The organism is Pseudomonas sp. KT_2_4 (assembly GCF_041410225.1).
GTDB classification, from domain to species: Bacteria; Pseudomonadota; Gammaproteobacteria; order Pseudomonadales; family Pseudomonadaceae; genus Aquipseudomonas; species Aquipseudomonas paracarnis.
In genome coordinates this window covers 4529709-4542621 of the sequence record NZ_CP166962.1, presented here as the reverse complement: position 1 = coordinate 4542621, position 12913 = coordinate 4529709, and the positions used below count along the sequence as shown (strand labels likewise).

The window sequence follows — 12913 nt, the reverse complement described above, 5'->3', positions numbered from 1 at the left end:
AGGGATTTGGGGGGCAAACCGGCAGGGATGCCGGTTTAGCCGCCCCGCGCCATGGATGGCGCGTGGCGGCGGCCCCCCAAATCACTGGCGGATTACGGGCACACCGAGCCTGGGCGAGGTGCCGAGTGGTGGGGCAAGAGCGTTTTGCTTACTTTGCCGCTTTTGCAAAGTGAGCCGCCGTCAGGGCGGAACCCTAAGTGGCCGTTACCTAAATAATGGATATGTACCCGGTCCAACTGTGTTGACTGCCAGGCCGCCTTCGCGAGCAAGCCCGCTCCCACAGTTGGATCTTAGGGTGTCAGCTAGAGAAGTGTCGGCTGGCGGGCCGCCATCGCAGGCAAGCCAGCTCCCACATTTGGAACTCGAAAGGTCAGCTAAATCACCAGATAAGCCCGACCCATATGGCAAGTAAGGTTGGCACCGACTTCGGCATTGCCCAGGTTGATGCCCAAGGCACTCAGCAAGGTATTAACGATGGGGTCGAGAATCGGCGACAACACATTCTGGATCAGCCCCACCACCGCCGTAGTGATAGTCGCCAACAACCCGGCGACCCCAGCCAACGCACCATTGGAGACAGTGCCGCTAGGCGGTGCGTAAGTCACCTGCAAGCCATTAAGGGTCGCCGCCAGGCTGCCGACGATATTGGCGGTACCCGGCGCGAACTTGTAGGTGGGCGGCGCATTCATCTCGGCCACCGGCGCAAACACCATCGTGCTGGTCTGCGCGGCAATGGTGGAGTTGGCTTTCAACAGCAAACCGCCACCCACATTGGGTGTACGGTTGGGGCTGCACAGCAGCGTCAGGACCACACAGTAGCGCTCGCCAAAATCAATCAGCCTGACCGGCTGCACATTGACTGCTGCCGAGGAAGAAAAAGCCGCCACCGGATCCACCGTACCGACGGCCAAGGTAGCCAGGGAAGTAGTGGTTTTCACCGTCAAGGATTTGGAGGCCGGCGAGTCGCAATTGAAATCCGTGACATTGGTTTGCGCACTGCCGGCTTCGATGTAAATGCCTAGCGATGTTGTGACATCGACGTCAGCCACATTGCAGGCCACCAGGCACAACACACCGCCAACCACCGCCGGCAGGTTGAGATTCAACAAGCCCTTGACCACCTGGGACACCGGCGTGCCCAGGCCTGTCAATATGGACGCCACGCCAGAAACCGCCTTGATGATCGGCGCCTGTACAGTCACCAACGTACGCACTTGCGCAGTGCGTACAAAAATCTGATCGGTCGGTGGGGTATTCAATAAGCCCTTCTTCGCCAACGCTGGATTGCCAATGGCCGACAGCTGCGGCGGTTCGATGACCTTGGTCTGGATCGACACATTGCCCACTAGCGGAATCGCGACCTGCGCCGCCGCACTCACCGCATTCTTGCTACTGGACAACTGCGCTACCGCTTCCAGCAGTTGAAACAATTGCACGTTGCTGTTCAGCGCCGCTGTCGGCGTGCCGGTGGCGATGTCGACCAGGTCTCCCACCGTTAACAGCTTGCTGTTAGGTGCAATGGCTTGAATCGAAATCACGTCATTGATGACCGCCGTGGCCGCCGCGCCGTTTTTCTGCAAGACCTTCACAGCAGCGTCGATCAGTTGAGTCGCCGAGACCGCGGTACTGAGCAAGGCATCGTAGTCACCGGCCTTCACGTTCAGGTTGATCGCTAGTTGGTCGAGGTAACTGAGCAGGTTGACGTTGGTCTGCAGCAAGCCGTTCCAACCCGCCGCCGTGAGCGAAAGGTTGCCGCCGAGCAGGTTGCCGATCACCAGGTTGAGCAGCGGGGATTTGCCTGAATCGACGCTGGCCAGGCTGCTGCGGATCGACAACTGCGCCACGGGCGGCGGTGTCGCCGCGACGGCGGTGGCGCTCAAGTTGATCTGCGGGTTGATCGGCGCGCCGCTGAACAGGTTCCACAGGCCATTGGCGATGCTGGTCAGGACGGTGCGCGAGGCCACCACGCGGATTGCGTCACTCTTGGTGGCATCGGCGCTGAACACACGGGTGTTGAGGGCGTTGGTCGCCAGGGTGCCGCATGTCACCGCCAGGGTGCTGCCATTACCGACCACAAAACCGTTGCGCGCCGCATTTTGCGTGGCATAGGCGTTCGCGGTGGTGTTGGTACCGCACTGGCCACCCAGACCAGCGGCTTCCAACGCCGAGGTGTCGGCGACGGATTGCAGCTTGCGCTTTTCCAGATACAAGCGCCCGCTGTCGACCGCCAGCAACGTGAACACCAGAGCCAAGGCCAAGGTGCCTGCCGCCATCAAGCCTATTGCACCACGCTGTCTGGAACCGAATCGGGGAGACATCGAAGCACTCCTGCGCTAACTCTCCGTTGCACTGGAGTGTAGACAAGGCTTCGACAGGTTGCTGGCAACTCGCCACATTGGCGACTGGCGGAGATGCCCTGAATGTCGGCCCCCTAATACAACTCAGCTAAGCGAACGCTATGCTCAAAACACTGAAGATCAAATGTGGGAGCTGGCTTGCCTGCGAAAGCGGTAGTGCAGTAACTGAAGCAGTGACTGACACACCGCTTTCGCGAGCCAGCTCCCACAGGGGTGAGAGGGGGTGATCAGCGCGGCGGGTAGTTGGAGAGGATCTTGGTCACAGTGCTGCGGATGGCCTTGTTGCGATCCTCGGGGTTTGGCGTGCTGGCCATCATTTGTTCGTCGCTGCCGCGCCACACCAGTTTGCCGTCCTTGCCGTCGAGCAGGTCGATCTGGATGGTCGCCACTTTGTAGGTGATATTGCGCGTTTCGTTGTACATCGGCGCGCCCCAATAACCATTCCACGGGCCGCCCCAGGCACCGCCATAGTTGGTGGTGACTTGCTGCTGGCGGTCTTCGACAATCAAATAGGCCTGCACATTCAGGTCTGCCTTGGTACCCGCCGCCGCAGGACGCAAACCGCGCTGATCCAGCTGTTCGCCCACGGCCTGGCGGATGCGTTGCTCGGTGAGGTCGCTCTTGATTCGCGGGTCATCGGGACGGTACTGCAACGCCGGGTCTTTCCAGGCCCAATTGCGATAGGCGCCGAAGTCTCGGCTGGCGTCGAAATCATGGTTGACCTGGTTGCTCTGGCAACCGCCCAGCAACATGACAACAGCGAGTGCAGCGATGCGACGAAGCATGGTGTTCTCCAAAAAACAACGTGGGCCTGTAATGAGAATAGCTGCTAACTGGGCGGATAGGCGGCCATTGCCTTCTGCATCGCCTTGCGCAAGCTATCGGCGCGTTCGCTCAGGCTGCCCTGGCTGGTGGTTTCGGCGCTGGTGCTCCACACCGGCTGGCGGGTGCGCGCATCGAACAGGCTGATACGCGCCACGGCCACTGTCACTTCATAGGTACGCACCACAGGCACGCTGTTGTACATGCCATAACCATTGCCATAACGGTTGTAGCCACCGTAGCCATACCCGTAATCATCCTGGACCTGGCGCAGGCGTTTTTCCAGGCGTACATCAGCGCTCACCAGCAGGTCGGGCGCACGCTTGTCATGCAAGGGACGCAAGCCACGCTGGTCGAGAGCGCTGCTGACCGCCTCGGCAATCTGCGCCGAATCGGCCCAGGCCGTACCCGCCGGCAACTGGCCGTTGAGCCAGCCCCAACTGCGGTAGGCGCCATAGTCGCGTACCGGCGCGGGGTAAGCGCTGGCATCAAAGGTAGTGGCTGCCTGGGCGGGCGCCGGCGGCATCGGTGCCGAACTGGCGACGTAAGGGTTGGGGCTCGAACAAGCCCCAAGACCTAAAGACAACAGGATTAAACCGAGACGACGCATGTCGACCTCCCACGCTGGGCCGCTTAAACCGGGCGGCAGATCCAGTGCAAATATCGCCCAAGCCCGGCAAAGCTTGGGTGACGACGGTGAGCGAGCTCCATCTCCAACAAGTCCTGCAGGTTGGCGCGCGCCTGGAATTCCACCGGCATATAGTCGTGGAACACCCGCACGCCACTTTGGCTTTCGACCTGCCACAGCCCTTCGAGTTGCGTCGCCAACTCCCGTGGGTCCAGGGGTTGTTGCGGCGTCAGGCTCTGCTTTTCGCCGGCCATGTCGTTCTTGCGCATTTTGCGGAAGTGGCCTTTGAGCAGGTTGCGGTAGATCAACGCATCACGGTTGTAGAAGGCCAGGGACAACCAGCCCCCCGGCAGCGTCAGTTGGTGCAGCACCGGCAGGATGGCGTGGGGCTCGGCCAACCACTCCAGCACGGCATGGCACAGCACCAGATCGTAAGGCTCGGTGAGTTGGCCGAGCAAGTCCTGCCACGGTGCATGAATAAAGGTCGCGGTCTGGCCGGCGTCAGCAAAGCGCTGACGCGCCCCTTCAAGCATCGGCGCAGCGGGTTCGGCCAGGGTTACCTCGTGGCCCTGCTCGGCCAGCCACAGCGACATATGCCCCAGGCCTGCACCGATATCCAGCACGCGCAATGGGCGTTGCGGCAAGGCTTCTACCAGGTCGGCCTGGAGCACCGCAAGGCGAATCGCGCCCTTGGCGCCGCCGTAGATTTTTTCGGCAAAGCGCGTGGCCAACTGGTCGAAATGACGATCACTCATGGGCAAACCGCCGTTCGCTATCGGCCAGTTTGGCGCGCACCACTTCGTTCATATCCAGGCCCAGTTCACTGCACAGCAGCAGCAGGTACAGGACGATATCACCGACCTCCTGGCCCGCATGGGCGAGTTTATCGGCGGGCAGTTGGCGGGATTGGTCTTCGGTGAGCCATTGGAAGATTTCCACCAGCTCGGCCATTTCCACGCTGGCAGCCATGGCCAGGTTTTTCGGGCTGTGAAACTGTTTCCAGTCATTGGTATCGCGGATGCGGTGCAGCCGTTCGGTGAGGTGTTCGAGGTTCATGCGGGGGCTCCTGAATGGGTATAGCTTACCCCATGACGGGACGCGGAGCGTCCCAGGCGGCGTTCCCACGCAGAGCGTGGGAACGATCAGCGATCAGTCGACAACGCTGAATTCGAGCCTGGCGGTTTGACCGGCTTCATCCAATACGCTGAGCTGATAACGGCCCAGCCGTTCAAAACTGGCATTGATGCTGTCCTGATTGGCGCTGTCGCCCAACGGCGCACCATTGAGGAACCACCAACGCCGGCCACTGCCGCCCAGGGCGGAGATGTTCAGGCGCAAGGCTTGCTGACTGGCAGCGGGCAGACGCAATTGATCGCCCTCGCGTACGCCTACGATGGACAACGGCGATGACGCGGCCAGCGCCGGTGGCGGGCAGTCCGGGTCAGCCGCCGGGATGCGCGCTTCGCGGCGTTCAACCCTGGGTAACCAAGGCTCCAGCGGTGCCGGCCATAGGGCAATGCTTTTGGAGGTTGCGCCAGGACAATGGGCATCGACCCGCAAGCCTTTGGTGTTAACCCAGATGCTTTCCATCAAGCCCACACTCAAGGGTTGATCCAATGCCTGCAAGGTCGGCGGCGTGGTGCTGTCCAGGGTCCAGGCAAAACGCTGGCGGCGGCAGTTGGGGTCGCTGCGGCTCATGGGCTGGCCCAGCGGCCAACAGATCGCCGCCACGCCGATATTGGCAGGCACCGGTTTGACCGGCGCACTGATGCCGCGCTGGCTGTCGCGGTTGGTCAGCACGTCGTGCACCTGCAGCATCAACGGCGCTGCCGACGCCAGGCCGAATTGCCCGGGTACCGGCGTGCCATCGGGCCGGCCGATCCATACGCCGATCAGGTAACGCGGGCCTACGCCAATCGCCCAGGCATCGCGAAAGCCGTAGCTGGTACCGGTCTTCCACGCCAGCACCGGGCGTTGGACCAGCTCGGCACGCGGGTCGCGGTCGGGCCGCGCCTGGCCGCTGAGGATGCGCCGCACAATCCACGCGGCGCCGGGCGACAGCAACGGCCGCTCCCTGAGCGCATCGTCCGGTTGCAACCGCAGGGTGGCGCTCTTGCCATCGCGGGCCAGGGCGCTGTAGCCACTCACTAGGTCCTCCAGGCGACTGCCCGCACCGCCGAGAATCAACGCCAGGTTCGGCTCGGCCAATGCCGGCAACGCCAACGGCATGCCACCGATGCGCATCTGCGCGGCAAAGCGCTTGGGCCCGTAGGCTTCCAGCAGTTGCACCGCCGGCAGGTTCAACGAGCTGGACAACGCCGTGCTCGCCGGCACTGCCCCGGTAAAGCCCATGGAAAAGTTGCCAGGGCGGTAGTCACCATAGCGTCGAGGCACATCCTGCAAGAGGGATTCAGAGTGAATCAGGCCGTCGTCCAACGCCATCCCGTAGAGAAAAGGTTTCAAGGTGGAACCGGGCGAACGCAGTGCGCTGATCATGTCCACATGGCCAAAGCGCTTGGTGTCGTTGATATCCACCGACCCCAGGTAGGCGCGCACCGCCATGCTTTCTTCTTCCACCACCAGGATGGCCGCCGAGGTGTGTTCCGGCAGGCGTGCGCGCCAGCCCAGCAACAGGTCTTCCAGACGGCGTTGCAGGGTGGCATCCAGGGTGGTGCGAATCAGCGGCGGGCTGTCGGGGCGGTTCAGCCGGCGTGCGAGCAGAGGCGCCAGGCTAGGTTCCAGGCGTGGGGCGAGCAGCAGGGGTTCTTCCAGGGCTTCATCAACCGCCGATTGCGGCCATACCTGAAACTCGGCCAGGCGGCGCAGCACTTTGTCGCGGGCCTCCTGGGCGCGCTGCGGATGACGGTCCGGGCGCAAACGGCTTGGCGCCTGGGGCAACACCGCGAGCAACGCGGCTTCGGCGTGAGTCAGCTGAGACGGTGACTTGCCCAGGTACGCCCAGCTTGCCGCCGCCACGCCCTGCAGCGTGCCGCCGAAAGGTGCGCGGTTCAGGTACAGGTTGAGGATTTCGTCCTTGGACAGGTGCCACTCCAGCTGCGCGGTACGCCACAGCTGGCGTAACTTGCCGTGCAGGGTGCGTGAATGTGGGTCGAGCAGGCGCGCAACCTGCATCGACAAAGTGCTGCCGCCGGACACCACCCGCGCGCCGCTCAGGTTTTGCCAGGTCGCACGCACCAGCGCCAACGGGTTTACGCCGGGGTGCTGGTAGAACCAACGGTCTTCATAGGTGAGCAACGCGTCGAGGTAATAAGGCGATACTTCGCTGGTGTGTACCGGGTAGCGCCATACGCCATTGGCATCGGCAAATCGCCACAGTGGTGTGCCATCTTCGGCCAGCACTACCCGGGCCAGGTCGTCCTGGGGTAGGGGTAAGGGCCAGATACGATCGGCCAGCCATAGCAGGGCAACCACCAACACCACACAACCCAAAGCCCAGCGCAATAACTGTGGGAGCTGGCTTGCCTGCGATAGCGCAGGATCAGTCAACTTATCCACAACTGCCCCACCGCTATCGCCGGCAAGCCAACTCCCACATTGGGCCGCGTACATTCGGACGTGATTAAACTAAAACTCAAACGGGCAAACCTCTATGCTTGCAGGGAACTCGCCTGCGTTATCGACAACCAAAGGCACAGTTACGCCCACCTTCTCATCAGGACACGCACATGCAGGTAGAAAGCTTTTTCGAATGGTTGGGCCAGGCGCTCGGTTCCGTCATCCGTTTTATCGTCGACGGGCTCAGCGGTTTGTTCGGGGCCTTGACCCACGCCGGCGGCAACTTTATCGACGGCCTGTCACGCACCTTGGGCATGGACACCTCGATCATCAGCATCATTACCCTGATTGTCGGGTTGTTGTTCCTCTACTCGGCGGTACGCGCCTTTATGCGGGCCTCGATTATCGTGGGGATCATCTGGCTGATGCTGGGGCTGTGGTTGCTGAGTTGGGTTGTGCACTGACAGGCAAACGCTCGATTCCCCCTGTAGGAGCGAGCTTGCTCGCTCCTACAGGGATTCAACCATTGTCTTTCAGCGGCCCTTGATCACCATATCCACCGGCGTCTCGCCCACCGCCTGCCAGTTCGGCCGATACATCGACTCTACCTGCGGCGGCGGCACGCGGTAGGTTCCCGGTGTCACCGCGCGCGCCAGGTACAGCAAGTGCGTGGTGCCATAGCCATCCAGATTCATCGCGGCCACATAGCGATCGTCCCTGAACTCCTGATGCTTGAGCGAGGCATTCTGCATCGACTCACGCCACTCCTTCACCTGGCTGCTGGCGTTCTCCAGGCTCGCCGCGCTTTGGGCCAGGTTCTGGTTTTCCAGTTCCAGGCCGGCAGGCAACAGGTCGACCACCAGGGCATCCGGCACCCGTTGCTTGGCGCTGACCGCCAAGTGCACCAGCACCAGATCACCGCTGTTGAGGTTACGCAGGTTCAACGGCTGGCCGTTCATGCCCAGGTATTCGCGGCGGATACTCAGGTTGTTGCCACCGGCCGCTGGCGGCACGTGTGGATAACCCGAGACCGTCAATTGCTGGTACACCGGCGCTTCACCCTGATTGCTCAAGGCCAGGTCGCTGGACAACAACTTACCGTCCAACTCCAACGTCGATTGCTGGTTGTTCAACTCACGCACACCGCCGCTGCCGGTGAGCGACACTTGCCAGTTCGCTTGGGGCTTGGCGAACCCGAGGCGCCCGGCCAGGAACAGTGAATTACGCTCCTGGGTCGACAGGTACGGGCTGGCGGCCAACTGATCCGACAAGGTGAACAACCGCTCCTCGCGCTGGCCCTTGGCCAAGTCGTTCTCCTCCAGCAACGCCAGGATCATCGCCTGGTCGCGCAGCGGGCTACCGTAGTCGGCCAGCCACTCATTGGCATTGCGCTGCGCCGCCAAGCCGGCCAACAACGCCTGATCCGCACGGGGCTGGTCACCCATTTTCTGCAGGGCAATTGCCAACTGCACCAGCGGTAAGCCGGAGCGTGCGTCGCTGCGCCGTTCGAACAGGCTGCGCAACGCGCCCAATGGCGCCTGCTGACTGCGCGCCAACACCATGCCGGCATACGCCTGCACGGCAAACCGGGTGTGTTCGGCGTTGTCGCTGTAATCCACCTCGATCAGATTACGTTCCTGCACATACCGCAACAGGCGCTCGCTGGCCTTCTTCAAGGCTTCAGGGGGTACGGCAAAACCCTGGTCGCGGGCGCGCAGCAGGAAGTCGGTGACATAGGCGGTCAGCCAATATTCTTCCTCGCCATCGGCGCCCCACAAACCAAAGCTGCCGTTGTAGCGCTGCATGCCCAGCAGGCGCTCAATGCCCAACTCGATCTTGCGCTTGCGCTCGGCATCCGGCTCGCCCTTGATACTCAGGCGCTTGAGCAGCGCGTCGTCGGCGTACAGCGACGGGTACAAGCCACTGGCGGTTTGCTCCAGGCAACCGTAGGGGTACGCCTTGAGTGCACTGATCTGCGCGCCCAGGTTCAACGGCGGCCGGCTCGACAGGCTCAACAACGCCTCACGTCCCGATGCATCGAATTGATCCAGTGCGCCCGACGGCAAGCTCCACGGCTGATCCTTGAGCACTGCGCGGTAATGCTTGAGCAAGGCCGGGTACGCCGGGCGTACGCCCAAGGTCCATTCGCGGCTGAACGGCGGCAGGTTTTCACCCGGCAAGTCCAGGCCGTTGACGGTGACCGTGACCTTGCCCTGGCCGAGCCCGCCCCAGGCTTGTACCGGAATACGCAGGGTGGTGCGCTGACCTTGCTTGAGCTCAACCGATTGCGCGCCACTGTTGACCAACTGCAGCTGACCTTGCGCGGTCAATTGCACATCGAGTTTCTGGGCCTTGCCCGACAGGTTGGAGAGGTCCAGGGCCAGGGTGGTCTGGTCGCCTCCTGCCAGGAAGCGCGGCGCCGACAACTCGGCAATCAGCGGGGCGGCGATCACGGTCTTGCCTTCGGCCATACCGTAGCGATCATCGCTCCAGGCTTGGGCCATCAGGCGCAGTTCGCCGTTGAAGTCGGGAATATTGACGCTGACTTCACCCTCGCCTTTGTCGTTCAGAGTCACCGGGGCGCTTTGCAGGGCAACGATGGTCACGCTGGTGTCCGGGCGCTTGCCGCCTTTGGCCAATGCCGCGTCGCCACCAAATGCCAGGCTGGCCAGGCGCCCTTGACCGGCTTCGATCAGTTGCCCATAGATGTCGAATTGGTCGACGCCATAGGCTTTGCGGCCAAACAGGCTGGCGTACGGATCGGGCGTTGGGTATTCGGTGATATTGAGGATGCCCACATCCACCGCCGCCAGCAGTACGTGCACCTGTTGGGGCACGCTGCCATCGGCGTTTTTGGCGGCGATCTTCACCGTCAGCGGTTGTTTGGGGCGCATTTTTTCTGGCGCGGTGAGGGTCAGGCCGAGTTTGCGCTGGGTACGATCCAGCGGCAGGTGCAGCAAGCCCACGGCGCGTTTAGGCGTGATGTTGGCTTTGCGCTCGCCCGGACGAATCACCAGGGCGCTTACATACAGATCGTGGCGCGACCATTTCGGGTCGAGCTTCACCGCAAAGCTTTTGCCTTCGGCCGGCACGTCGATTTCCTGCCACCACAGCGGACCTTCGGCAGACTCCACCAACAGGTAGCCTTTACCGGCAGCCGGTGGCGTGACGGTGACGTTGGCGGTGTCGCCATCACCATAGGCGGGTTTGTCCAACGCCAGCTTGACCTGGTCGGGGCGCACGGCACCGCCTTCGGTGTTGTCCTGGGCCTGGTAGCCGGCCCAGAAACGCAGGCTGCTGACCAGCCCGGTCTGCGGGTCTTCGACCTCCACGCGGTAAGGGCCCCACTCCACCTGGAAGCTGACCTTGGCGGTGTCGCCAGCCTTGATGTTCAGGCTCTGCTCATCGAGATTGAGGAATTTCTCGTTGAAGTGGTAGCTCCAGCCGTCATTCTCCGAGTAGTTCCAGTAGTAGTCGCGGCGCTCACGCACCAGGCGCACCTTGAGGTCTTGTGCGGCCAGTTTCTGACCGTCCTGGTTGGCCACCAGCACTTCGAATTCCACCGGGCCATCGCCGTTGGTTTCCTTGCCATCAAACAGGCCACGCAGGCCCGGCAACTGCTCGGCCGGCCAGATCGGCTGCACCAGGCGCCGGGTGATCGGCCGACCGCCGGACTCTTGCAGGCTGGCTTGCACGATCAGTTGCAACGGCGATTTGGCCTCGGCCCACTTGCTTTCCAGGGTCAGCGCTTGCTCGCCATTGGCGTCGAGTACGCTTTCGTCCAGCTCGAAATCCTGGCTCAGCTCTTCTTCCGTGACGGAACCGAACTGGTAGCCCGGCAGGGATTTGACCGCCTCACGCAGTGGGCGCACGTACACCTGGCCACTGACGCGGTTACCGGATGCGGGCGCGCCGTAGAGGTAACGACCGTTGACCTGGATGACCGGGTTATCCGCCGGGCTCAACGCCGTGTCACTGCCCTTGAGTTCCAGCGCCAGGCGTTCGGGCAGGAAGTCTTCGACGAGAAATTCATACAGTTGCGGCTTGCCGTCACCGAGGTCGAATACCAACTGCCAGCGACCGGTCGGCGCCTCGCCGGCCAGTTGCAACGGGTATTGATACAGGCCGGACGCGTCGGCCTCCCACACGAACTTGCGGCTCACCTGTTCATCCGGGCGCCGTACTTCGACGCTGACCGGTTGCGGCTTTACCGCCCTGCCATCCTTGTCACGCAACAGCGCGTTGAGCAGCACGGTTTCGCCAGGGCGATACAGGTCACGCGGGCCGAACACAAAGAACTGCAACGGGTGAGAGGGCTGCCCGCCGATATCGAACTCGGCGAGGTCCAGCGCGGCGCTGTCCAGGCGCAGCAGGCTGGTTTGCTCGCCCTGCTTGGCCAGTAACACCTGGGCTTTTTTCGGCAGTGGCAACTCGGCGTGGCCACCGTCTTCGGTCTTGCCCTGTCCGAGCACACGGCCTTCGGCATCGAGGATTTCCAGTTCGACGCCGTTGAGCGCCTTACCGCCTTCCAACGCCTGGGTAAACACATCCAGGCGATTGGCATAGCGGTGCACCGACAGACCGATATCACTCAAGGTGAACAGGGTGGCCGGTTGCGAATAGTTATAGGTGCCCGAAGCACGCATCACCGCCAGGTACACGCCCGGCTGCTGCAACTGCTTGAGGCCGGCAATCGGCAGCAGCAGGGTTTCGCGGGTATTGCGCGCCGGGTTCAGGTCGAAACGCCCGCCGTAGACCAGCTCGGCCATTGGCAGCAGTTCACGGGACTCATAGCTTTGCAGGCTGGTATTACGCCCCCACTGCGCCAGGAATGACGGCAGGGATTCGGGTTTGATCCGGAAGAATTCCACGTCGATCTTGTCGACGTTCAACGCGATCACCGGCAGGCCCTCGGCCAGGCGCGTCGGCAACAGGGTGCCGCGGCTGGCGAAGCCGACGGTGGCTTGCAGGTCGCGGGTTTCCAGGCGGGCGTTGTATTCGGCGGCGAGGGTGTTGCCGTTGACTGCCTTCACCCCGGCGTCCACGGTCAGCACCAGCTTGCGCTGCGGCTCAAGGTGGCGCAGGCGCAATTCCATCAGGTTATCGGACAGTTCCCAGGCGCCATCGACCTTGCCGGACTTGCTGTCTACCAGGTGCAGCTTGTCGGCGAACTTCTGATCCGGATCCAGAGGAATGGAAAAGCTCACCGACAAGGTGCTGGCCCCGTCCAACTGCACCTCGGACACGTCCACCACGCTCAGCTCGCGCCCGGCATAGCGTTGCTTCAACGCTGCCACGTCCACCGCAGCTTTCACCGGCTTCGGCGCTGCCGCCACAGTGGGCGCAGGCGGTGCAGCGGGTTTATCGGAAGAATCGCAAGCGCTCAGCAGGGCCAGCGCGCAGGCCAGGAACAGTCCTTTGTTAAGCATGGGGCACTCATAGTCAGAGGGAACCGAGGGGTGAACTATATATCAGCGCCGACCAAGCCGCTGCGGCACCGGTCACATTGACCGACGGAGGGGCGGTTGGTTCTTGGTGGGGCATGAAGCCAAGCCAAATCCCACAACCATTGGCGATCAAGATCAAAATG

The 12913-nt window shown here is 62.4% G+C and carries 8 protein-coding genes; 1 reads left to right on the top strand and 7 read right to left on the bottom strand.

What is annotated here, in order from left to right; all coding sequences use genetic code 11:
* Positions 1-374: 374 nt before the first annotated feature.
* The 6 genes from AB9N64_RS20780 to pbpC all read right to left on the bottom strand — a co-directional run bounded on the left by AB9N64_RS20780 (position 375) and on the right by pbpC (position 7248).
* Positions 375-2318 (bottom strand): pilus assembly protein TadG-related protein, encoded by a 1944-nt coding sequence (locus tag AB9N64_RS20780; protein WP_371359652.1) that lies wholly within the window; start codon positions 2316-2318, stop codon positions 375-377.
* Positions 2319-2584: 266 nt separating this feature from the next.
* The gene (locus AB9N64_RS20775; protein WP_014716741.1) at positions 2585-3142 is read right to left on the bottom strand and encodes a DUF4136 domain-containing protein; all 558 of its coding nucleotides are present in this window, start codon (positions 3140-3142) and stop codon (positions 2585-2587) included.
* Positions 3143-3186: 44 nt separating this feature from the next.
* Positions 3187-3789 (bottom strand): DUF4136 domain-containing protein, encoded by a 603-nt coding sequence (locus AB9N64_RS20770; RefSeq protein ID WP_014716740.1) that lies wholly within the window; start codon positions 3787-3789, stop codon positions 3187-3189.
* A 23-nt stretch (positions 3790-3812) separates the two neighbouring features.
* Positions 3813-4562, bottom strand: coding sequence for a methyltransferase (locus tag AB9N64_RS20765; protein WP_014716739.1), 750 nt, complete (start codon positions 4560-4562; stop codon positions 3813-3815).
* A complete protein-coding gene (locus tag AB9N64_RS20760) occupies positions 4555-4863 on the bottom strand; it encodes a MazG-like family protein (protein ID WP_003188211.1) in 309 nt (102 codons plus the stop codon). The genes AB9N64_RS20765 and AB9N64_RS20760 overlap by 8 nt, the downstream gene beginning before the upstream one ends.
* A 93-nt stretch (positions 4864-4956) precedes the next feature.
* Entirely contained in the window at positions 4957-7248 is a 2292-nt protein-coding gene (pbpC, locus tag AB9N64_RS20755; RefSeq protein WP_371360395.1) for a peptidoglycan glycosyltransferase PbpC, read from the bottom strand.
* Between the two features lie 245 nt (positions 7249-7493).
* On the opposite strand from pbpC, the gene AB9N64_RS20750 reads away from it, so the two are divergent.
* Positions 7494-7787: a hypothetical protein gene (locus AB9N64_RS20750; RefSeq protein ID WP_003188208.1), complete on the top strand. Its 294-nt coding sequence runs from the start codon at positions 7494-7496 to the stop codon at positions 7785-7787.
* Positions 7788-7856: 69 nt separating this feature from the next.
* Here AB9N64_RS20750 and AB9N64_RS20745 read toward each other — a convergent pair whose 3' ends face one another.
* On the bottom strand, positions 7857-12752 hold the full coding sequence (locus tag AB9N64_RS20745) for an alpha-2-macroglobulin (protein WP_371359651.1): 4896 nt from the start codon (positions 12750-12752) through the stop codon (positions 7857-7859).
* Positions 12753-12913: the final 161 nt, after the last annotated feature.

Excerpts from the sequence above, each read along its gene's own strand:
- AB9N64_RS20780 (WP_371359652.1), bottom strand. The coding sequence starts at position 2,318 with ATGTCTCCCCGATTCGGTTCCAGACAGCGTGGTGCAATAGGCTTGATG.
- AB9N64_RS20775 (WP_014716741.1), bottom strand. The coding sequence starts at position 3,142 with ATGCTTCGTCGCATCGCTGCACTCGCTGTTGTCATGTTGCTGGGCGGT.
- AB9N64_RS20770 (WP_014716740.1), bottom strand. The coding sequence starts at position 3,789 with ATGCGTCGTCTCGGTTTAATCCTGTTGTCTTTAGGTCTTGGGGCTTGT.
- AB9N64_RS20765 (WP_014716739.1), bottom strand. The coding sequence starts at position 4,562 with ATGAGTGATCGTCATTTCGACCAGTTGGCCACGCGCTTTGCCGAAAAA.
- AB9N64_RS20760 (WP_003188211.1), bottom strand. The coding sequence starts at position 4,863 with ATGAACCTCGAACACCTCACCGAACGGCTGCACCGCATCCGCGATACC.
- AB9N64_RS20750 (WP_003188208.1), top strand. The coding sequence starts at position 7,494 with ATGCAGGTAGAAAGCTTTTTCGAATGGTTGGGCCAGGCGCTCGGTTCC.
- AB9N64_RS20745 (WP_371359651.1), bottom strand. The coding sequence starts at position 12,752 with ATGCTTAACAAAGGACTGTTCCTGGCCTGCGCGCTGGCCCTGCTGAGC.